Origin of the sequence: Pseudomonas sp. KCJK9016 (genome assembly GCF_046231795.1) — a bacterium.
Classification (GTDB): Bacteria; Pseudomonadota; Gammaproteobacteria; order Pseudomonadales; family Pseudomonadaceae; genus Aquipseudomonas; species Aquipseudomonas bananamidigenes.
The window spans coordinates 1-19,740 of sequence record NZ_JBJJMM010000021.1; the positions used below are offsets into that span (position 1 = coordinate 1).

At 60.3% G+C, this 19,740-nt stretch carries 21 protein-coding genes; 8 read left to right on the forward strand and 13 right to left on the reverse strand.

Going from position 1 to position 19,740, the window contains the following annotated elements; genetic code table 11:
- Window positions 1-180: 180 nt before the first annotated feature.
- Entirely contained in the window at window positions 181-1,902 is a 1,722-nt protein-coding gene (gene aceK / locus ACK6BI_RS19910) for a bifunctional isocitrate dehydrogenase kinase/phosphatase (protein WP_409318407.1), read from the reverse strand.
- 486 nt (window positions 1,903-2,388) lie between these two features.
- Between aceK and ACK6BI_RS19915 the strand changes: the two genes are divergently transcribed.
- Window positions 2,389-3,945, forward strand: a complete 1,557-nt coding sequence (locus ACK6BI_RS19915; protein ID WP_409318484.1) for a methyl-accepting chemotaxis protein — start codon at window positions 2,389-2,391, stop codon at window positions 3,943-3,945.
- Window positions 3,946-4,029: 84 nt separating this feature from the next.
- The gene (locus ACK6BI_RS19920; protein ID WP_409318408.1) at window positions 4,030-4,938 is read left to right on the forward strand and encodes a DMT family transporter; all 909 of its coding nucleotides are present in this window, start codon (window positions 4,030-4,032) and stop codon (window positions 4,936-4,938) included.
- A 57-nt stretch (window positions 4,939-4,995) separates the two neighbouring features.
- On the opposite strand, the gene ACK6BI_RS19925 is transcribed toward ACK6BI_RS19920, so the two are convergent.
- Window positions 4,996-5,859, reverse strand: a complete 864-nt coding sequence (locus ACK6BI_RS19925; RefSeq protein WP_409318409.1) for a DMT family transporter — start codon at window positions 5,857-5,859, stop codon at window positions 4,996-4,998.
- A gap of 96 nt (window positions 5,860-5,955) precedes the next feature.
- Entirely contained in the window at window positions 5,956-6,120 is a 165-nt protein-coding gene (locus tag ACK6BI_RS19930) for a hypothetical protein (RefSeq protein WP_409318410.1), read from the reverse strand.
- A gap of 270 nt (window positions 6,121-6,390) precedes the next feature.
- On the opposite strand from ACK6BI_RS19930, the gene ACK6BI_RS19935 reads away from it, so the two are divergent.
- Together ACK6BI_RS19935 and ACK6BI_RS19940 are read left to right on the forward strand one after the other, a co-directional pair.
- Window positions 6,391-6,615 (forward strand): hypothetical protein, encoded by a 225-nt coding sequence (locus ACK6BI_RS19935; RefSeq protein WP_409318411.1) that lies wholly within the window; start codon window positions 6,391-6,393, stop codon window positions 6,613-6,615.
- A 3-nt stretch (window positions 6,616-6,618) separates the two neighbouring features.
- Window positions 6,619-6,837 carry a hypothetical protein gene (locus ACK6BI_RS19940; RefSeq protein WP_409318412.1) on the forward strand — a complete coding sequence of 73 codons (219 nt, stop codon included), beginning with the start codon at window positions 6,619-6,621 and terminating at the stop codon, window positions 6,835-6,837.
- A 254-nt stretch (window positions 6,838-7,091) separates the two neighbouring features.
- Here ACK6BI_RS19940 and ACK6BI_RS19945 read toward each other — a convergent pair whose 3' ends face one another.
- A complete protein-coding gene (locus ACK6BI_RS19945) occupies window positions 7,092-8,030 on the reverse strand; it encodes an aspartyl/asparaginyl beta-hydroxylase domain-containing protein (RefSeq protein WP_409318413.1) in 939 nt (312 codons plus the stop codon).
- A 187-nt stretch (window positions 8,031-8,217) separates the two neighbouring features.
- Window positions 8,218-9,192 (reverse strand): cysteine synthase A, encoded by a 975-nt coding sequence (cysK, locus tag ACK6BI_RS19950; protein ID WP_409318414.1) that lies wholly within the window; start codon window positions 9,190-9,192, stop codon window positions 8,218-8,220.
- 128 nt (window positions 9,193-9,320) lie between these two features.
- On the opposite strand from cysK, the gene ACK6BI_RS19955 reads away from it, so the two are divergent.
- Entirely contained in the window at window positions 9,321-10,397 is a 1,077-nt protein-coding gene (locus tag ACK6BI_RS19955; RefSeq protein WP_409318415.1) for a DUF748 domain-containing protein, read from the forward strand.
- On the opposite strand, the gene ACK6BI_RS19960 is transcribed toward ACK6BI_RS19955, so the two are convergent.
- Window positions 10,394-10,894, reverse strand: a complete 501-nt coding sequence (locus ACK6BI_RS19960; RefSeq protein WP_409318416.1) for a helix-turn-helix domain-containing protein — start codon at window positions 10,892-10,894, stop codon at window positions 10,394-10,396. The two genes, ACK6BI_RS19955 and ACK6BI_RS19960, sit on opposite strands and share 4 nt — an antisense overlap.
- Window positions 10,882-11,112, reverse strand: coding sequence for a DUF4160 domain-containing protein (locus ACK6BI_RS19965; protein ID WP_409318417.1), 231 nt, complete (start codon window positions 11,110-11,112; stop codon window positions 10,882-10,884). The genes ACK6BI_RS19960 and ACK6BI_RS19965 overlap by 13 nt, the downstream gene beginning before the upstream one ends.
- A gap of 199 nt (window positions 11,113-11,311) precedes the next feature.
- On the opposite strand from ACK6BI_RS19965, the gene ACK6BI_RS19970 reads away from it, so the two are divergent.
- Window positions 11,312-12,157, forward strand: a complete 846-nt coding sequence (locus ACK6BI_RS19970) for an AAA family ATPase (RefSeq protein ID WP_409318418.1) — start codon at window positions 11,312-11,314, stop codon at window positions 12,155-12,157.
- A gap of 12 nt (window positions 12,158-12,169) precedes the next feature.
- On the forward strand, window positions 12,170-13,348 hold the full coding sequence (locus ACK6BI_RS19975; RefSeq protein WP_007956512.1) for a VWA domain-containing protein: 1,179 nt from the start codon (window positions 12,170-12,172) through the stop codon (window positions 13,346-13,348).
- Between the two features lie 116 nt (window positions 13,349-13,464).
- Here ACK6BI_RS19975 and ACK6BI_RS19980 read toward each other — a convergent pair whose 3' ends face one another.
- The 4 genes from ACK6BI_RS19980 to ACK6BI_RS19995 all read right to left on the reverse strand — a co-directional run bounded on the left by ACK6BI_RS19980 (window position 13,465) and on the right by ACK6BI_RS19995 (window position 17,177).
- On the reverse strand, window positions 13,465-14,379 hold the full coding sequence (locus ACK6BI_RS19980) for a biotin-dependent carboxyltransferase family protein (RefSeq protein WP_409318419.1): 915 nt from the start codon (window positions 14,377-14,379) through the stop codon (window positions 13,465-13,467).
- Window positions 14,376-15,080: a 5-oxoprolinase subunit B family protein gene (locus ACK6BI_RS19985; RefSeq protein WP_409318420.1), complete on the reverse strand. Its 705-nt coding sequence runs from the start codon at window positions 15,078-15,080 to the stop codon at window positions 14,376-14,378. The genes ACK6BI_RS19980 and ACK6BI_RS19985 overlap by 4 nt, the downstream gene beginning before the upstream one ends.
- Window positions 15,077-15,829 carry a 5-oxoprolinase subunit PxpA gene (locus tag ACK6BI_RS19990; RefSeq protein WP_409318421.1) on the reverse strand — a complete coding sequence of 251 codons (753 nt, stop codon included), beginning with the start codon at window positions 15,827-15,829 and terminating at the stop codon, window positions 15,077-15,079. The genes ACK6BI_RS19985 and ACK6BI_RS19990 overlap by 4 nt, the downstream gene beginning before the upstream one ends.
- 61 nt (window positions 15,830-15,890) lie before the next feature.
- The gene (locus ACK6BI_RS19995) at window positions 15,891-17,177 is read right to left on the reverse strand and encodes an MFS transporter (RefSeq protein ID WP_409318422.1); all 1,287 of its coding nucleotides are present in this window, start codon (window positions 17,175-17,177) and stop codon (window positions 15,891-15,893) included.
- Between the two features lie 146 nt (window positions 17,178-17,323).
- On the opposite strand from ACK6BI_RS19995, the gene ACK6BI_RS20000 reads away from it, so the two are divergent.
- Entirely contained in the window at window positions 17,324-18,238 is a 915-nt protein-coding gene (locus ACK6BI_RS20000) for a LysR family transcriptional regulator (protein WP_409318423.1), read from the forward strand.
- Between the two features lie 153 nt (window positions 18,239-18,391).
- On the opposite strand, the gene ACK6BI_RS20005 is transcribed toward ACK6BI_RS20000, so the two are convergent.
- A complete protein-coding gene (locus ACK6BI_RS20005) occupies window positions 18,392-18,934 on the reverse strand; it encodes a DUF2937 family protein (RefSeq protein WP_065258246.1) in 543 nt (180 codons plus the stop codon).
- Window positions 18,935-18,948: 14 nt separating this feature from the next.
- Window positions 18,949-19,725 (reverse strand): class II glutamine amidotransferase, encoded by a 777-nt coding sequence (locus ACK6BI_RS20010; protein ID WP_065258245.1) that lies wholly within the window; start codon window positions 19,723-19,725, stop codon window positions 18,949-18,951.
- Window positions 19,726-19,740: the final 15 nt, after the last annotated feature.

The following is a 19,740-nucleotide window of genomic DNA, read 5'->3' on the forward strand; positions in this document are numbered from 1 at the left end:
ATTGCGGTGGTGTGGGGGCGCAAGGGCGGGTTTGGGGCAGTTTTGGTTTCTCGGGGGGGGGGGGAGTTGCCCCCCGCTCGTGGGCGAAGCACCCGCGGCCGGGACGGAGGGGTGGTTCCAAGGCTGCTTTGCAGCCCTGCGGGAGCAAGCTCCCTCGCCACAGAGTGTTCGCTCGCAGTGTTATTCGTTATCGAGGCCCTTGCGCCGATACGGGAAGACATCGATGACTTTTCCGGCCCGGATCGCCTCCTGCAAGCCCTTCCAGTAGTCGGCGTTGTACAGCTCGCCATGCAACTGATCGAACAGTTTGCGTTGCGTCGCATCGGCGAACAGAAACGGCGGAAACTCCTCGGGGAACACATCCAGCGGTCCGATGGAATACCACGGTTCGGAGGCCATTTCGTCCTCCGGCGTGCGCGGTGGCGGGATGTGGCGGAAGTTGGCTTCGGTGAGGAAGCAGATCTCGTCATAGTCATAGAACACCACCCGGCCGTGACGGGTGACACCGAAGTTCTTCAGCAGCATGTCGCCAGGGAAGATATTGGCCGCCGCCAGTTGCTTGATCGCCAGCCCGTAATCCTCCAGCGCTTCGCGCACTTGGGCTTCGTTGGCGTTGTCCAGATAAAGGTTCAGCGGCGTCATGCGGCGCTCGGTCCAGCAGTGACGGATCAGCACGGTTTCGCCTTCCAGCGACACGGTCGACGGCGCGACTTCCAGCAGCTCGGCCAGACACGCCGGATCGAATTTGCTCAGTGGAAAACGAAAATCGGCGAACTCCTGGGTATCGGCCATGCGCCCGACCCGGTCGACGCTTTTCACCAGCCGGTATTTCTCGATCACCGTGGCGCGGTCGACGTTTTTCGACGGCGAGAAACGATCCTTGATGATCTTGAACACGGTGTTGAAGCCCGGCAGCGTGAACACGCTCATGACCATGCCGCGCACGCCCGGGGCCATGATGAACTGGTCGTCGGTATTGGCCAGGTGGTTGATCAGGGCGCGATAGAACTCGGATTTACCGTGTTTGTAGAAACCGATCGAGGTGTACAGCTCGGCGATGTGCTTGCCCGGCAGGATGCGTTTGAGGAAGCCGATGAACTCCGCCGGCACCGGCACATCCACCATGAAGTAGGAACGGGTGAACGAGAAGATGATCGACACGTCGGCTTCGTCGGTGATCAGCGCGTCGATCTGAATCCCCCGCCCCTCGCGGTGCAGCAACGGAATCACCAGTGGCCACTGGTCGTCGTTGGTGAAGATGCGCCCGACCAGATAGGCGCCCTTGTTGCGGTACAGCACCGAGGAAAACAGCTCGACGCTCAGTTCCGGGTCCTTGCACACCCAGTCCGGCAGGTTCTCGCGCAATTGCGCTTCCAGGCGCTGCAGATCCCGGGGCAGGTCAGCGTAATCCTCGCTGAAACGGTAATCGGCAAAGATACTTGCGAGCATGCCCGACAGTTGCCCATGGGGCTTGTAGGTGCGGGTCTGCGCGGCTCGGGCGCGGCGCAGGCTCGGCCGGGTGGTGTGGATGAACATGCAGCCGTCGCTGATCAGGTCGTGACTGAACAGGCCGCAGAAAATCGAGTTGTACCAGGTCTCGGACAGTTCATCGTCGAAGCGCAGATCAATGATGCTGATGTAGGCGCTTTTCACCAGCGGCCAGCAACTGACCTCCATCAGCGTGTCCGCCTCGAAATACTCGCGCAGGCGGGCGACGGTTTCACCGACCTTTTCTTCGTAGAGGTTGATCCGCGCCGCCGACGCCGTTTGTATTTCCTGCCAGCGCGCCTGCTCGAAGCGTTCCCGGGCACCATCGGTGATCCGCCGGAAATGCTCGCGGTAATCGTCAAAGCCATCGAGGATCATGCGGGCGATGTCGGTGGCTGGCCATTGCTGCGGCATGGATGAGACCTCTGCGGGAATTGAAGAATCTGTGCTCGAAGGCCTGAGCTTAGCCACGGAACCGGTGGCAGGAGAAGCGTAATTTCTGCCATTTCCGCGACCGTGTTGTACAGCGACACAGTTTTTATCAAAGTTTTTTTATTCGACTGTTCGGTCAGCAAACACGCCCATCAGCCCTTCCCATCGTTCGGCGCCAGCCCACTGATCCTGCGGGTTTCGGATCCAATCAGGCAGCGACATCTCTATCTCGCGGCTTTGCCCGGTTTGGGCATTCCTGCCCACTGCCCGTGACCTTGATTGCGTCGTGACCTTACCAAGATGATGGCACTTTGATATACAACCCACCATCACCCGCCTCACAACAAGATCCTCGGCTCACGAGGACGCCTTCTTTCTCAACGTCCAAGGAGCACATTGATGTCTATCCGGAACCTGCGCACAGGTTTGCGCGCCAGTTTGAGTTTTGCCGTTCTGGCCGGTCTGCTGATGGTGGTGGGCCTGTTCGGCCTGGGCCAGATGAAAGCCCTGCGTGAAAGCGCGGCAGTCATCGAAGAGTCATGGATGCCCAGCATCGAAAGCATTCACGACGCGGCGGCAAACATCGCCAGCATCCGCCTCGAAGCCCTGCGCCTGATCACGAGTACCCAGGCTGCCGTGCGCGAGCGCAGCAAAGGCCTGCTGACGGCACAGCGTCAGGAATTGCTGAAGCGCCTCGACGATCACAAAACCCTGATCGCCAACGATCAGGAGCGGACGATGCTGGAAACGCTGGGCACAGACACGGCCAGATACCTGAGCATCCTTGACCAGATCATCAAACAGATCGACGCCGGGCAGAGCGATCAGGCCTATGCACGACTGACCACGGAACTGGCCCCCCAGGGCAACGTGCTCGACAAAACCCTGGAGCAAATGATCACCCTCAATCAGCAAGGCGCCGATGCCGCTGCCAAAGCGGCGGCGGCAACCTATCAACAGTCGCTGTGGATCGTCGCGACGATCATCGTCATCGCCCTGGTTGCGACCTTGCTGCTGGCGTGGCTCCTGACCCGCAGCATTACCGCGCCGATCAATCAGGCATTGAGCGTGGCCAGGCGGATTGCCTCCGGTGATCTCAGCGCTCCTATCGACAGCGCGGGTCGGGATGAAGCGGCGCAACTGCTCAAGGCCCTGGCCGAGATGCAGGGCAATCTGCGTTCGACCATTCGCGGCATCAGCGAGTCGGCGCAACAGCTGGCCTCCGCCGCCGAGGAAATGAGTTCAGTCATGGAGCAAAGCACCCGTGGCCTGCAACAGCAGAACGACCAGATCGAACAGGCGGCCACGGCGGTTACCGAAATGAGCACGGCGGTGGACGAGGTCGCGGCCAACGCGGTGTCCAGCGCCGAAGCGTCCGAGGCCTCGAACGAGGACAGCAAGCACGGGCATGTGCAGGTCAGTGAGACCATCAGTTCGATTCAGGAACTGGTCAGCGCGGTGCTCGGTGCATCTGAACAGGCCGAAGGCCTGGCGACTCAGGCTCAGGACATCAGCAAAGTGCTGGAAGTGATTCGCGGCATCGCCGGCCAGACCAACCTTCTGGCGCTCAATGCCGCCATCGAAGCGGCGCGTGCCGGAGAAGCGGGACGCGGCTTCGCAGTCGTGGCCGATGAGGTGCGCTCGCTGGCTCAGCGCACGCAGAACTCCACGGAGGAAATCGAGCTGATGATCAGCAGCATCCAGCAAGGCACCGGCGCCACGGTCGGCGCCTTGCAAAGCAGCGCCGAGCAGGCCACCCAGACCCTGCGCCGGGCCAACAGCGCCGGTCAGGCACTGGAGAAAATCACCGCGTCGATCTCGCAGATCAACCAGCGCAACCTGGTAATCGCCAGCGCCGCCGAACAGCAGGCCCTGGTGGCCCGGGAAGTCGATGAAAACCTGGTGACCATCCGCGACTTGTCGACCCAGACCGCCGCCGGCGCCACCCAGACGTCGGCCGCCAGTCAGGAACTGTCGCGCCTGGCGGTCGACCTCAACGGGCTGGTGACGCGCTTCGTGCTCTGACGAAGAAATTAAATGCCCGATCAGCGGTTGCCATCGTCAGGGCGCTCGGCAACACTCTCGTCCCCGAAATGGAAGGAGTTGCCCGTGAGCCCTGTCGATATTTTCCGCATGTTGTCGCTGGCCGCGATCTGGGGGGCGAGCTTCCTGTTCATGCGCATCATCGCCCCGGCGATCGGCACCGTTCCGACCGGCTTTTTCCGGGTTTCGATCGCGGCTGCCGGTTTGCTGGTGATCCTCGGTCTGATGCGTATCAGCTGGGATTTCAAAGGCAAACTCAAGACCGTGATGCTGCTGGGGGTGATCAATTCAGGGCTGCCGGCAACGATGTATTCCGTCGCGGCTCAAGTGCTGCCGGCCGGTTATTCGGCAATCTTCAACGCCACCACGCCGTTGATGGGCGTGTTGATCGGCGGGCTGTTCTTCAGTGAAAAACTCACGGTGGCCAAACTGGCCGGGGTATTCCTGGGTCTGCTTGGCGTGGGCGTGCTGACCCGCGCCGGCCCCGTGGCGTTCGATCTGCCGCTGCTGATGGGTGCCTTAGCCTGTCTGCTCGCAACGACCTGCTACGGGTTCGCCGGATTCCTCGCCCGGCGCTGGCTGGATCAGGCCGGCGGGCTCGACAGCCGTCTTTCGGCGCTGGGCAGCATGCTCGGTGCCACGCTGTTCCTGCTGCCACTGTTCGGCTACAGCGTCATCACTCAACCACCGATGAGCTGGGGCGGCTGGCCTGTCTGGCTGTCACTGCTGGGCCTTGGCCTGGGCTGCACCGCATTTGCCTACATCATTTACTTCCGCCTGCTGAGTTCCATCGGGCCGGTGAAATCGATGACCGTGACCTTCATGATCCCGCCGTTCGGCGTACTGTGGGGCGCATTGTTTCTCGACGAACCGCTGTCGATGGCTCATCTGTATGGCGGAGTATTGATCGCGATAGCGTTGTGGCTGGTGTTGAAACCGACGGCGGTGAAGCCGGCCGAAGCCACCGCTCGCTGATCGCCAGATAGACAAAGGCCCGGGAGTTTCCTCCCGGGCCTTTTTCATGCGCGGCTGTTACGCCGATTTACGGAACACGAACACCAGACCGACGATGATCAACAACATCCCCAGCACGCTCAGCGCGGCCAGCCGATTGCCGAAGATCAGATAGTCCATCACTGCCGTCACCGCCGGCACCAGATAGAACAGGCTGGTGACATTCACCAGATTGCCCCGGGCGATCAGTCGATACAGCAGCAAGGTCGCCAGCACCGAAACCACCAGTCCCATCCACAACACCGGCACGATGAAACCGGCGCTGTGCTCGAAGTGGAAAGGCTGGAACGGCACGAAGATCCCGCACAGCAACAGCCCCGCCAGGTATTGCACTGGCAGCGTGCCGAGGGGGTTGTCGGTAATGCGTTTCTGCATGATCGAGCCGAACGTCATGCTGGCCAGTGCCAACAGCCCGAACAGCATGCCCGCCAAGGACATTCCGGCCAGACCGATGCCCTGGTAAACCACCATGATCAGACCGGCCAGCCCAAGCGCCAGACCGAAAATCCGGCTCGCCGAGCGCTGGCGCTCCATGATCACCACCGTGAGGATCGGTTGTACGCCCATGATGGTCGCCATCACGCCGGGGGTGACTTTCAAGTCCAGCGCCAACAGATAGAAAATCTGATACGCCCCCAACAGCACCACCCCGGTAGCCATCGCATACAGCATCGGCCTGCGACCCTTGGGCAGCTTCAGCCTGAGCAACGGCACCAGCAACACCAGCCCGCACAGGGCGATCACAAATCGGATCAGCAGAAAGGCAAAGGGCGAAGCGTGGGCCAGCCCCCACTTGGAGAAGATCGCCCCGCTGCTCCACAGCAGGACGAACAGGCTCGTGGACGCCGCCGCGAGCGCGGATTTTTTCGAAAGGACAAACATGAATACCACCTGTAGTCAGGCAAATAGCCAACTCAGCCGAAGCTGAAATTCAGTAGGTTTTTTCAGGCGGGCGCAGGGGTCAGCAGAAAACGCTGATCAGCGCGAAACACCCACGCCCAGCGGTGATACGACTGCGCACACCGGCGTGCTGCTGACAGGTGGAGGGTAATGACTGATCTGCACAGGCTGCTGATTCCCGCACGGCACGACGCCAGCGTTGACCGCTGAATCGACTACCGCGTTGAAGAGGGATGCAGGCATTGGGCTGATCTTTTTCGAGGGATGGAAAGGTGAGTCGTGGGACTCACGAGCGCCGACTATAACCAGCCTGCGACATGGATTGCAATGACTTGGGCAAAGGGCCGCCAGCGACGGATGAGCGAAAACTGAATAGGCTGTTGAGCAACGGCTACACCCACTGATGGGGAGACATGGAATGCTCGAAATCATATGCCAAGAGAAAGGACGTATTTGCGGTATCAGTTGTATCGGTCAGAGGCCAGAAAGCAGGCAGGTATCGCGACTCACAGAATGCAGTTTCATGACGGAACAGATTTTTCAAAGATCCGCTTCGAACCCATTGATGCCATAGCATTGAGCGCCTTTGAGCTTTGGGAGAATCCACACTTTTGCTGGCGAGAGATTGCCGCATGGAAGTCACGAGAACCCTTATCCCTGGATATCGCGATCTGGTTTGAAGAACAGCTGTGCGGACTGTGTTTCGCCAACCCAAATAAAAGCCGCCAGAGAATTTGAATCGTGCGACTGGAGGGACAACCCGGAGCGCTTCACCCACTTAAAAAGCGTATTTCGGTTCTGGCGATGATGGCCATTGATGAGTTTGCGCAAATAATCGGCAGTAAGTGGATTGAAGTCCAGGAGCCACTACAAGAAGCAATGCCTGTTTATACAAAACTCGGCTTCAAATTTGATTTGGAAGGCCGCCTTGTCCTCGCAGTCGAGAGTAAAGTATCGTGAAAACTGTTCAAGTAATGATCAACGAGGGCGGGCTCATGCGCAGATCCGTGAAAAAATCCCCTACCAAGAAACGATCAATCAAAACGGATGAAAGGCTTGCTTCCTCTGAGCTATCAACCAATCAGCAGCGTTTTCTTCAGCTACTGACTACAGGTATCGAAGGCGAGCCCGACGTTCTCGCTGGACGGCGCTGACTCGCAGGCAATAAAAAACCGCTCCTTGTGAGCGGCTTTTTCATGCTTTCAAATCCAGCCTCACCCAAACAGCCAATACCCCAGCAACGTCAACACCACCACCGCCAGCACCGGCCGCATCACACGGTAGGCCTTTGGATTGCGGCGTTTCCACTGTTTGACCACGCCGCTGAACTTGTCACTGAAGTTCTTGCTCCAGGCATAGGCCTGGTTGATCCCGCCGACGCGCTCGTCGTCGAGGTTTTGCGGTGCGGTCGCCCGGCCCAGCCAGGCGCTGATGGAGCGGTTGATGCGGGTCATGAGGCGATTGCTCAGCGGACGCTCGACGTCGCAGAACAGAATGACGCGGGTCTGCTCGGTTTCGTTCTTGACCCAGTGCACGTAGGTCTCGTCAAACATCACGTCTTCACCGTCGCGCCAGGCGTAGACCTGACCGTCGACAAAGATCCGGCAATCGTCGGAGTTGGGGGTCGACAACCCCAGGTGGTAGCGCAGGGAACCGGCGAACGGATCGCGGTGCGGGTTCAAGTGGCTGCCGCCTGGCAACAGCGCGAACATCGCGCCTTTGACGTTGGGGATGGCACTGACCAGCTCCACGGTTTTCGGGCACAGAGCCTCGGCCGATGGCAGCGGTTTGTCATACCACTTGAGGTAGAAGCGCTTCCAGCCTTTCTTGAAGAACGAGCCGAAACCGGCATCGTTGTTCTTTTCGGCGGCGCGGATGTAGCCCTCGTCGAACAGGTGCATGGCTTCGTCGCGGATGGTTTCCCAGTTGTCGCGCAGCACGTCCAGTTCCGGAAATTTGCTGCGATCCAGATACGGTTTGGACGGCACGCCGGAAAACAGGTACATCAACGCGTTGTACGGAGCGAACAGCGCCGAGTGGTTGACGAACTGGCGCAGCACCGGCAAACGCGCCTTGCCGCGCAAATGCACGTAGAGGATGCTGCTCACGAACAGCAGCAACACCGATACCTTGGCGGCCAACGAAAAGGTCATCAACGACTCCTTGAAAAAAGACAACGCCACGCCATGTCACTCACCCGGCATGGCGGCCGGCCATGATAAACACTACCGGCGCCGGGAAAAACCCGCCCGACCCAAGATTCAGTGTTAAGAATTGCGCAACAAAGCACTAATTAACATAACGAGCCTGAATCCTGGCTGACCTGAATCAACGGTACGCTTACTGCTGGTTCTCCTGATCGGTGAACAGGTCGCTGAACAGCATGCTCGACAGGTAACGTTCACCCGAGTCCGGCAGCACCACCACAATGGTCTTGCCCTGCATTTCCGGGGTCTCCGCCAGGCGCACCGCAACCGCCATCGCCGCGCCGCAGGAAATGCCACACAGAATTCCCTCTTCCTGCATCAGACGCAGCGCCATGACCTTGGACTCTTCGTCGGTGACGCGCTCGACCCGGTCCACCATCGACAGGTCAAGGTTCTTCGGCACGAAACCAGCGCCGATGCCCTGAATCTTGTGCGGACTCGGTTTGATTTCTTCGCCGGCCAGGGCCTGACTGATCACCGGCGAAGACACGGGTTCCACTGCCACCGAGATAATCGGTTTGCCCGCCGTATTCTTGATATACCGCGATACACCGGTGATGGTTCCGCCGGTGCCGACGCCCGCCACCAGCACGTCGATGGCACCGTCGGTGTCGTTCCAGATTTCCGGACCGGTGGTTTTTTCATGGATGGCCGGGTTGGCCGGGTTATCGAACTGGGCCGGCATGAAATATTTGCCCGGATCGCCGGCCACGATCTCGGCAGCCTTTTCGATCGCCCCCTTCATGCCCTTGGCGGGTTCGGTCAGCACCAGTTCGGCCCCCAGCGCCTTGAGCACCTTGCGCCGCTCGATGCTCATCGAGGCCGGCATGGTCAACATCAGTTTGTAACCGCGAGCGGCGGCGACGAACGCCAGGCCAATGCCGGTGTTGCCCGAGGTCGGCTCGACGATGGTCATGCCCGGCTTGAGTTTGCCGCTGCTTTCGGCGTCCCAGATCATGTTCGCGCCGATCCGGCACTTGACCGAGTAGCCCGGGTTACGACCTTCGATCTTGGCCAGAATGGTCACGCCACGGGGCGCAATGCGATTGATCTGCACCAGCGGCGTATTGCCGATGGAATGGGCGTTGTCAGCAAAAATGCGGCTCATGGCTGGGTCCTTGTACAGCGTGGAATTCAGCTCTCCAAGGTAAGCCTGTTGCTCCTGGCAGTCCAGTCGGGTCGAACGTCTGCAACCGCCAACAGTCAATCGCTTTACATCGCAAGGAAAATGCCACCATGAAGCGTCGCTACCGTTGGCCGTTGTGGATCCTCACTATTGTCGTCGTCCTGTTGGTCGCTCTGCACATCGCCCTGCCCTACCTCGTGCGCAACTATCTGAACGACAAACTGGCCAACATGGGCGACTACCGTGGGCAAATTACCGACGTCGACCTGGCCCTGTGGCGTGGTGCGTACAAGATCAACGGCCTGAAGATCGTCAAGGTCGACGGCAAGGTACCGGTGCCGTTCGTCAACGCGCCGTTGATCGACTTGTCCGTCAGTTGGCATTCATTGTGGTACGACCATGCGGTGGTAGCCCAAGTGAAGTTCTTCAAACCGGAAGTCAACTTCGTCGATGGCGGCGCCAACAAACAGAACTCCCAGACCGGTAAAGGCACCGACTGGCGCGCCCAGCTGGGCAAGCTGTTGCCGATTACCCTCGACGAAGTGCAGATCCACGATGGCCGCATCAGTTTCCGCAACTTCAACTCCAAACCGCCGGTGAACATGAATGCCACGAACGTCGAAGCGAGCATCTACAACCTGACCAACGTGGTCGACACCAAGGGCAAACGCGACGCCCGCTTCGAAGGCAAGGCCCTGCTGCTGGGCCAGGCGCCGCTGGAAACCTCCGCCACCTTCGATCCGCTGAGCAACTTCGAAGACTTCGAATTTCGCCTGCGGGCCCGCGATCTCGAACTCAAGCGCATGAACGACTTCGCCTCGGCCTACGGCAAATTCGACTTCAACGCGGGCCACGGCGATGTGGTCATCGAGGCGCAGGCCAAAAAAGCCCAGCTCACGGGCTACATCAAACCCCTGCTGCGCGATGTTGAAGTGTTCAACTGGCAGCAGGATGTGGAAAACAAGAACAAAAGCATCTTCCGCTCGGTCTGGGAGGCGCTGGTAGGCGGTACTGAAACCGTGCTGAAAAACCAGGCCAAAAATCAGTTTGCGACCCGGGTCGAACTCAGTGGCAGTGTGCATCAGCAAAATATCAGCGCATTCGAAGCGTTTTTGCAGATTCTGCGCAACGGATTCATCCAGGCTTTCAATGCGCGGTATGAGCGGCCGAAGCCCGATACGGGCTAAGTTTTTCGGTTGACGATGTAGCGTCCAGTATCCTCTGCCGCGATCAGCGCAGGTTTCTCCTGCAATGAATCCCAACCCAGGCAGGCCAGGGCCAATGACCGCGGCACGGCTTCCCGCCCATTGCTGTAGCGACTGATGCTGCGGGCACTGACACCCAACGCTTCGGCTGCCTGATTCAGCGGTAACCCCGTGCGAGCGCGCCAGTCCATAAAGATTCGAGTGTTTTCATCCGGTGCATTTTGCGCCAACGCATCCCTGTACAAAGTATCGGCACCAATCTGGATATCCGGTTCCAGCCACTCCACGCTCCAGCCATCGTCGCCCAAGTCAGCGGTTGCGAACACTTCACTATCCAATAGCGGAGCGAGCCCCGGATAGGTTTGGAGGTCGCGGCTCAAGTCCAGGTTCATCTGTTGGCCGTCAATAAAGGTCAGTGACAGGCGAGCATCAGCCAGTGCCTTCACAGCCGCCAACCGTGGCCGCTTCATGGGTAACATCGTTTCCAGTCCTCCAGCAATTGTGTCTGATGGGCCCAAACCCATGCCAACGCCTCCTTGACGATCAGCGGCGGTGCCTTGCCCATCATGACCTCGACGGTTTCCAGGCTCAGCATCACATCCACTCCGCCACCGGTCAGGTGAACATGGGGTGGCGGGTGATCCTTCTCGCGCAACTGAATGCGGTATTTTTCGCGAAATCGGTATTTAGTAGACATGCTCGAAGGCTATCGCCAAATCGGCGATACCTGAATACTGGCCCCGTGCCGAAACTGAGTCAACATGTGACGCCCCATTCAGAGACTGAATACGCCGTCTGCGTTCACAGTCGACCGGGCTGCACGTTATAGTCGGGCATCCGATTTTTCGCCTCCGCCCTGCCCGTTCAGGTCGGCGTTACCGTTCGAGGATTAGCAGATGAAGTTCGAAGGCACCCAGGCCTACGTCGCCACCGATGACCTGAAGCTGGCAGTCAACGCCGCCATCACCCTGGAGCGGCCGCTGCTGGTCAAGGGCGAGCCGGGCACCGGCAAGACCATGCTCGCCGAGCAACTGGCCGAATCGTTCGGCGCCAAGCTGATCACCTGGCACATCAAGTCCACCACCAAGGCCCATCAGGGCCTGTACGAGTACGACGCGGTCAGCCGTCTGCGCGATTCGCAACTGGGCAATGAAAAAGTCCACGACGTGCGCAACTACCTGAAGAAGGGCAAGCTCTGGGAGGCGTTCGAGTCCGAAGAACGCGTGATTCTGCTGATCGACGAAATCGACAAGGCCGACATCGAATTCCCCAACGACCTGCTGCAAGAACTCGACAAGATGGAGTTCTACGTCTACGAAATCGACGAGACCATCAAGGCAAAACAGCGTCCGATCATCATCATTACCTCCAACAACGAGAAAGAGCTGCCGGACGCCTTCCTGCGCCGCTGCTTCTTCCACTACATCGCCTTCCCCGACCGCGCCACCCTGCAGAAAATCGTCGACGTGCACTACCCGGACATCAAGAAAGATCTGGTCAGCGAAGCGCTGGACGTGTTCTTCGACGTGCGCAAGGTGCCGGGGCTGAAGAAGAAGCCGTCGACCTCGGAACTGGTGGACTGGCTGAAACTGCTGATGGCCGACAACATCGGTGAAGCGGTGCTGCGCGAACGCGACCCGACCAAGGCGATCCCGCCGCTGGCCGGTGCGCTGGTAAAGAACGAACAGGACGTGCAACTGCTTGAGCGCCTGGCGTTCATGAGCCGTCGCGGCACCCGTTAAGAGGCTGACGCCATGTTGCTCAACCTGTTCAATGAAATGCGTGCAGCCAAGGTACCGGTCTCGGTGCGCGAGCTGCTCGACCTGATCAACGCGCTGAAACAGCGCGTGACCTTCGCCGATATGGACGAGTTTTATTACCTGTCCCGGGCGATTCTGGTGAAGGACGAACGGCATTTCGACAAGTTCGACCGCGCGTTCGGCGCCTACTTCAACGGCCTGGAAAAGCTCGACGATCACCTGCAGGCGCTGATCCCCGAAGATTGGCTGCGCAAGGAGTTCGAGCGTTCGCTGACCGATGAGGAACGCGCGCAGATCCAGTCCCTTGGCGGCCTGGACAAGCTGATCGAAGAGTTCAAGAAACGTCTGGAAGAGCAGAAGGAACGCCACGCCGGCGGCAACAAATGGATCGGCACCGGCGGCACCAGCCCGTTCGGCTCCGGTGGCTTCAACCCGGAAGGCATCCGGGTCGGCGATGCCGGCAAGCGCCAGGGCAAAGCGGTGAAAGTCTGGGATCAGCGCGAGTACAAGAACCTCGACGACTCCGTGGAACTGGGCACCCGCAACATCAAGGTCGCCCTGCGCCGCCTGCGTAAATTCGCGCGCCAGGGCGCGGCAGAAGAGCTGGACATCGACGGCACCATCGACCACACCGCCAAGGACGCCGGCCTGCTGAACATCCAGATGCGCCCGGAGCGGCGCAACACGGTGAAACTGTTGTTGCTGTTCGACATCGGCGGCTCGATGGACGCCCATGTGAAGATCTGCGAAGAGCTGTTCTCGGCCTGCAAGACAGAGTTCAAGCATCTTGAGTACTTCTACTTCCACAACTTCATTTATGAATCGGTGTGGAAGAACAACATGCGCCGCACCTCCGAGCGCACATCGACCCAGGACCTGCTGCACAAGTACGGCGCCGACTACAAGGTGATCTTCATCGGCGATGCCGCGATGGCGCCCTATGAAATCACCCAGGCCGGCGGCAGCGTCGAACACTGGAACGAAGAGCCGGGTTACGTGTGGATGCAGCGCTTCATGGAGAAGTACAAGAAGCTCATCTGGATCAACCCGTACCCGAAAGACACCTGGGGCTACACCTCGTCGACCAACATCGTGCGGGATCTGATCGAGGATCAGATGTATCCATTGACCCTGCGCGGGCTGGAAGAAGGGATGCGGTTTCTGTCCAAGTAACCACTGCATTTGTGGCGAGGGAGCTTGCTCCCGCTGGACTGCCTGGCAGTCCCGTTCCGTTTCGCAACGGAGGGGGCCGCTTCGCGCCCCAGCGGGAGCAAGCTCCCTCACCACAACTAAAAGCGCTTCAGATACTCGACATGCTCCCGGTGCGCGACCTCCTGCACCACCGGGCGCAATCTGATTTTCTCCCCCGGCAGACACTGCGCCAGACGCGCCAGCGCCAACGGCGTCAGCGCCCCCAAACGCGGATACCCGCCAATGGTCTGCCGGTCATTGAGCAACACGATCGGCTGCCCATCCGGCGGCACCTGCACCGCACCCAGCGGAATGCCCTCGGAAATCATCGGTTTGCCCTGATACTGCAACGCCGTCCCCAACAGGCGAATGCCCATGCGGTCGGCGCGGCTGTCCAGCGTCCAGGCACGGTTGAATGCATCGAACAGGCTCTGCCCGCTGAACTGGCCGATTTGTGCGCCAAGCACCAGATCCAGCGGCGCGTCGAGACGCAGATCCGGTCGATGGGCCGCCGGGAGCTCACGCACCAACCGGGTTTCGCCCTGATAATCCAGCGAAGCGCCCTTGGCCAATGGCAAGCCAAAACCATCGAGACCGCCGAGTTCCTCACGCACCACGGTGGCACGGCTGCCCAGCACTTTCGGCGCTATGAACCCACCGGGTGCCGCCAGATAGGCCCGAGCCCCGAGCAATGGCTGAGTCAATTGCAGTTTCTGTCCTTTGCGCAGTTTGAAACTGCTCCACGGCGCCAATGCTTCGCCGTCGATCTGCGCCCCCAGATCGGCGCCAGCCAATGCCAGCAGACAGTCGTCCTGCGCCACCACGGCAAACCCGCCGAGGGTGATTTCGATCACCGGCCAATCCAGGTCATTGCCCAACAGCCAGTTGGCCCAGGCCATCGACCGCCAGTCCGCCGCACCACCCTGGGTCACGCCCAGATGACGCACGCCAAAACGCCCGGCGTCCTGCAACAGGCACAACGGCGTGCTCGCTTCAATCGTCAGTCGGCTCATGCCAGGGCCTCCAGAGGCGTGTCGTCACCACCGAGCCGAATGAATTCGGCATGGCTCACCGCTTCGAAGCGCACGGTGTCGCCGGGCTGCATCAGGCTGTAACCCTCGCGCTCGCGGTCGAACAGCTTTACCGGCGTGCGCCCGATCAGGTTCCAGCCGCCGGGCGACACCACCGGATACGCGGCCGTCTGTCGCTCGGCGATGCCGACGCTGCCGGCGGCGACTTTTTTGCGTGGCGTATTCAGGCGCGGTGTGGCCAGCACCTCTTCAACCAGGCCCATGAAAGCGAAGCCCGGCGCAAATCCAAGCGCGAACACCTGATATTCACGGCCACTGTGGCGGCGGATCACCTCTTCCACCGGCAAACCGCTGCGTTGCGACAGCAGGCTCAATTCCGGGCCGACACTCGAGTCGTACCACACCGGCAGCACATGACACTGGCCGCCGGTTCGCGCATTCGGCGTCAGGTCGATCAACGCTTCGGCGATCAACTCCCGTGCCTGACCCGGATTCAATGCCGTCAGGTCGTAATGCACCATCAACGTGGTGTAAGACGGCACCAGATCGATCAGATGCTCGCCAAATACCGTGCGCAAGCGCTCGCTGGCGGCGAGCATCCACGGCATGTTGGCCTCGGCGATTTCATCGAACAGACGCAGCATCAGGCAATCCACTGCCACCACTTCCACCCGCGGATTCATGGCATGCCCTGCTCGCTCAAGGCCTGACGAATGCGCTGCACGGCCGCCACTGAACCGGCGTTGTCGCCATGCACGCACAAGGTGTTGGCCTGCAAATGCAGCGCACTGCCGTCGCTGGCGGTCAGGTTGTCGCCCCGGGCGATAGTCAGCGCTTGTGCAATGATGGTTTCGGCATCGTGGTGCACCGCACCCGGCAGTTGTCGCGACACCAGTCGGCCCGCGCTGTCGTAGGCGCGGTCGGCGAAGGCTTCGAACCACAGGGTCACGCCGTACTCGTCACCGAGCTGTTGCGCTGCGGTGTTGTCACGAGTCGCCATCAGCATCAGCGGCAAACTGCGGTCGTAAGCCGCGACGGCCTGAATCACCGCCCGCAACTGCGCCGGGTTGGCCATCATGTCGTTGTACATCGCGCCATGGGGTTTGACGTAGCTGACTTTGCCACCCTGGGCGCGGCAAATGCCGTCGAGGGCGCCGATCTGGTAATGCAGGATGTCTTGCAGTTCCTGGGCGGTGTAAGCCATGGAGCGCCGACCGAAACCCACCAGATCCTGATAGGCCGGATGCGCGCCGATCTGCACGCCATGGCTCAGGGCCAGGCTGACGGTCTTGCGCATGATGCCCGGGTCGCCGGCATGAAACCCGCAGGCAATGTTGGCGCAATCGATGAAGGGCATGACTTCCGCATCCAGACCCATGGTCCAGCTGCCGAAGCTCTCGCCGATGTCACAGTTCAATAGCAGGCGGCTCACAGTGAACACTCCTGTAGCTGTTATCTTTTTATGCCGTAGGACAGGTGTCGCAGGTTATCAGTTACTGCGCGTCCAGTTGCTTGCCCCGGGTTTCCGGCAGGCTCAGCGCCGAGAGAATAACCACGCCGTAGGACACCGCCGCAAAGGCCCCGATGCCGACACTCAGCGGCACTTTCTGGCTGAGCAGCCCGATCAGCAGCGGGAACAATGCCGCCAGCGCCCGGCCGATGTTGTAGCAAAAGCCCTGCCCCGAGCCGCGAATCCGGGTTGGAAACAGTTCAGTCAGAAACGCCCCCATGCCACTGAAAATCCCCGAGGCGAAGAAGCCCAGCGGAAAACCCAGCCACAGCATCACACCGTTACTGACCGGCACCTGGGTGTACAACAGAACGATGGTGAACGAGCCGACCGCGAACAGGATGAAGTTCTTCTTGCGCCCCAACAGGTCGGTCAAATAGGCGCTGATCACATAACCGGCGTAGGAGCCGATGATCACCATCGCCAGATAACCGCCGGTGCCGAGTACGCTCAAGCCGCGTTCGTTCTTCAGAAAAGTCGGCAGCCAGGAGGTAATCGCGTAGTAACCGCCGAGGGCACCTGTGGTGAGCAGTGAGGCGCGGAACGTGGTGAAAAGCATGCCGGGGGCGAAGATCTCATAGAACTTTGACGGGCTGTCCGGGGTTTGCCTGGCCTTGGCTTCGCGGTAGATCTCGGGATCTTTCACCAGACGGCGGACGAAAATCACGAACACCGCCGGCACGATGCCGAGGATGAACAGTGCGCGCCAGGCGTCTTCCGGCGGCAACACCGAGAACAGCAGCGCATACAGAATCGCTGTCAGTCCCCAACCGAGCGCCCAGCCCGATTGCACCATGCCGACCGCCTTGCCACGATCCTTGGCGCGGATCACTTCACCGATCAGCACCGCGCCGGCCGTCCACTCGCCACCGAAACCGAAGCCCATCAGGGTGCGGGCGATCAGCAGTTGTTCGTAGTTCTGGGCAAAACCGCAGAGGAAGGTGAAGAAAGCGAACCACAGCACCGTCAGTTGCAGGGTGCGCACGCGACCGATGCGGTCGGAGAGAATCCCCGCCACCCAGCCGCCGATGGCCGAAGCGATCAGGGTGCTGGTATGGATCAGCCCGGCCTGGCCGGTGGTGATGCCCCACATCGCGATCAGGGTCGGCACCACGAAGCTGAGCATCTGGGTGTCCATGCCGTCCAGACCGTAGCCGATCTTGCAGCTCCAGAAGGTGCGGCGCTCCTGCTGATTGATGTTGCGATACCAGTCGAACGGGCCGGGACGGGCCGTGGTCTTGGGGAGGTCGAGGGTGTCGGGCGCACTCATGGCATGTCTCCGCAGGCTTTTATTGGTCTTGTTCGAAGCTCCGACGACGCCTATCGTGGGAACCGGATGCGTCGATTCTTGGGTGCGTCACCCGGTCGCGTCCAACGAATAAAAACCCGCCCAAGACATAAGAAAAATTTGTTGCCATGAACCTGAAGTTTCTCGAGACCTTCGTCTGGGTCGCCCGGCTGAAGAGTTTCCGCCTGACCGCCGACAAGCTGTTCACTACTCAGGCGTCGATTTCCAGCCGCATCGCCGTGCTTGAGGGTGAGCTTGGGGTGAAGCTGTTTGTGCGGGATTCACGCGGTGTGAGCCTGACGCCGGAAGGCCTGAAAGTGCTGGACTATGCCGAGCAGATGCTCGACACGATGCAGGCCTTGAAGCAGTCCATCGAGACCCGATCCAGCAAGGTCGGCCGAGTGCGCATCGGGGTGATGGACACGGTGATTCACACCTGGCTGAGCCCGCTGGTGGCGCAGATGACCGATCTGTACCCACGAGTGGAAATCGAACTGGTGGCCGATACCTCGCTGAACCTCTGCGATCAGTTGCAAAAAGGCTTTCTCGATCTGATCCTGCAAACCGATCTGGTGCGTCATGAAAGCGTGCGCAGCCTGGAACTGGCCAGCCATCCCATCGGCTGGATCGTCGCCAGCCAATCGATCTACAACCGCGATTACGCGAACCTCGCCGATCTGGCGCAGGAACGGATCATCACCTACTCGAAAAACTCCCGGCCGCATCAGGACATTCTGGCGCTGATGCAGAATCAGGGCGTGCTGGCGCCACGCTTGAACTGTGTGAACTCGGTGTCGGCGATCACCCGGTTGTTGCGCGACGGCTTTGGTATCGGCGCATTGCCGCCGGTGCTGGTGGCCGAAGAACTGGCGCGGGGCGAACTGACGCTGCTCGACATCGATCAACGGCCACCCGATCTGCAAGTGGTGGTGTCGTGGCGAGTGGGCGTGGAATGGGCCGAAGAGATCGTGACGTTGTGTCAGCAGGTGCTGGAGGGGTATGTGCGCAAGGTGGGTACGGATTACATGCTTCTTTCTGAATGACCCCAGCATGTGGCGGGGAGCTTGCTCCCGCTGGACTGCGCAGCAGGCCTGAAACCTGCCATCCTCGTCATTCAGAATAAGGGTTTACGCCGGTTTACGACTGCTACGCAGCCGAACGGGAGCAAGCGCCCTCGCCACCGGGATCGCGCGGCCCTACAGCCCGCGCACATCCCGGTCTTCGATCGGCCGGCTCTGGCGCAGTCGTTTGCCGCCCAGCACCACCCAGTCGATCAGACGAAACAGGCATTCGAGACCGAACGACAGCAGCATCGCGCCGCTCATGCCCCAGATCATCGCTTCCGGTGTCAGCAGAATCTGGTAGCTGTAGCCGTTCCAGGTCTCTTTGCGAATGTCCGGATCGGCGGCCAGCACCACTTGCAGGAAGCGGATGTACCAAGGGCCCTGCATGGCCTGGAATTGCTTGTCCAGCGCCAGTTGACGGTTGAGCAAGGTGCTCAGGCTGTCGGCATCGCTGCGAAACACCGGATCCTCGCTGGCGCGGTAGTGGGCGACCAGTGCCTGCATATCCCCCTTGAAGAATTGCGCGGCGGTACCCTGGAAACCGCGCAGGCCGGTCTGCACCTCGATCAGATGCGCCTCGACCCGCTTGGCGTAATCGTTGATGAATCCCGGCACCTGGACACCGATCAACAGGCCCGCCGCAAACAACACCAGCCGTAGATAACTGAGCAACATCGAGGAAAGATCCTTTATTCGGTCGTGCCCTGACGGACGCATTCGCCGCGTCGCCACAGGCTCCATTGACCCGGTTCGTAGCGGGTCCAGGTTTCGTTTTCGGTCAAGGGTTCGGTGGCAATCACCGTGACCACGTCGTTGGGCGTGGTCTCGGCCTGGAAGTCGACGATCACATCGACGTCCTTCAGCCGTGCCGGGCCGAACGGTGCGCGCCGGGTGATCTGCGCAAGTTTGGTCGAGCAATAGCAGAACAGCCAGTCGCCGTCGCTGAGCAGGCAGTTGAAAACGCCTTTGCTGCGGTATTCGGCGCATGCCGCGACGAGATCCGGCAGCAGCACTTCTATATCGACCGGTTCCGGAAACGCTGCACGTACGCGGTTGAGCAAATCGCAGAATGCCGCTTCGCTGTCGGTATCGCCGACCGGGCGGTAGAAACTCTTGATCGGGGTGAAATCGGCGAGCTGGCCATTGTGCGCGAAGCACCAGTTGCGCCCCCACAGTTCGCGGACGAACGGATGGGTGTTGGACAGGCAGACCTTGCCGACATTGGCCTGGCGGATATGGCCGATCACCACTTCGCTCTTGATCGGATAACGCTGCACCAGATTGGCCACTTCCGACTCGCAGCTGGCTGCCGGGTCCTGAAACAGCCGCAATCCGCGACCTTCATAGAAGGCAATGCCCCAGCCATCGCGATGCGGGCCGGTGCGACCGCCGCGCTGCATCAGACCGGTGAAGCTGAACACGATATCGGTCGGCACGTTGGCGCTCATGCCCAATAGTTCACACATGTGCGGGCTCTCGTG

Bases quoted from the DNA above. Each gene is read 5' to 3' on its own strand.
- ACK6BI_RS19915 (WP_409318484.1), top strand. From the start codon at position 2,389: ATGGTGGTGGGCCTGTTCGGCCTGGGCCAGATGAAAGCCCTGCGTGAA.
- ACK6BI_RS19960 (WP_409318416.1), bottom strand. From the start codon at position 10,894: ATGTTACCCATGAAGCGGCCACGGTTGGCGGCTGTGAAGGCACTGGCT.
- ACK6BI_RS19955 (WP_409318415.1), top strand. From the start codon at position 9,321: ATGAAGCGTCGCTACCGTTGGCCGTTGTGGATCCTCACTATTGTCGTC.
- ACK6BI_RS19930 (WP_409318410.1), bottom strand. From the start codon at position 6,120: ATGCCTGCATCCCTCTTCAACGCGGTAGTCGATTCAGCGGTCAACGCT.
- ACK6BI_RS19945 (WP_409318413.1), bottom strand. From the start codon at position 8,030: ATGACCTTTTCGTTGGCCGCCAAGGTATCGGTGTTGCTGCTGTTCGTG.
- cysK (WP_409318414.1), bottom strand. From the start codon at position 9,192: ATGAGCCGCATTTTTGCTGACAACGCCCATTCCATCGGCAATACGCCG.
- ACK6BI_RS19975 (WP_007956512.1), top strand. From the start codon at position 12,170: ATGTTGCTCAACCTGTTCAATGAAATGCGTGCAGCCAAGGTACCGGTC.
- ACK6BI_RS20010 (WP_065258245.1), bottom strand. From the start codon at position 19,725: ATGTGTGAACTATTGGGCATGAGCGCCAACGTGCCGACCGATATCGTG.
- ACK6BI_RS19965 (WP_409318417.1), bottom strand. From the start codon at position 11,112: ATGTCTACTAAATACCGATTTCGCGAAAAATACCGCATTCAGTTGCGC.
- aceK (WP_409318407.1), bottom strand. From the start codon at position 1,902: ATGCCGCAGCAATGGCCAGCCACCGACATCGCCCGCATGATCCTCGAT.
- ACK6BI_RS20000 (WP_409318423.1), top strand. From the start codon at position 17,324: ATGAACCTGAAGTTTCTCGAGACCTTCGTCTGGGTCGCCCGGCTGAAG.
- ACK6BI_RS19925 (WP_409318409.1), bottom strand. From the start codon at position 5,859: ATGTTTGTCCTTTCGAAAAAATCCGCGCTCGCGGCGGCGTCCACGAGC.
- ACK6BI_RS19980 (WP_409318419.1), bottom strand. From the start codon at position 14,379: ATGAGCCGACTGACGATTGAAGCGAGCACGCCGTTGTGCCTGTTGCAG.
- ACK6BI_RS19995 (WP_409318422.1), bottom strand. From the start codon at position 17,177: ATGAGTGCGCCCGACACCCTCGACCTCCCCAAGACCACGGCCCGTCCC.
- ACK6BI_RS20005 (WP_065258246.1), bottom strand. From the start codon at position 18,934: ATGTTGCTCAGTTATCTACGGCTGGTGTTGTTTGCGGCGGGCCTGTTG.
- ACK6BI_RS19970 (WP_409318418.1), top strand. From the start codon at position 11,312: ATGAAGTTCGAAGGCACCCAGGCCTACGTCGCCACCGATGACCTGAAG.
- ACK6BI_RS19935 (WP_409318411.1), top strand. From the start codon at position 6,391: ATGCAGTTTCATGACGGAACAGATTTTTCAAAGATCCGCTTCGAACCC.
- ACK6BI_RS19985 (WP_409318420.1), bottom strand. From the start codon at position 15,080: ATGAATCCGCGGGTGGAAGTGGTGGCAGTGGATTGCCTGATGCTGCGT.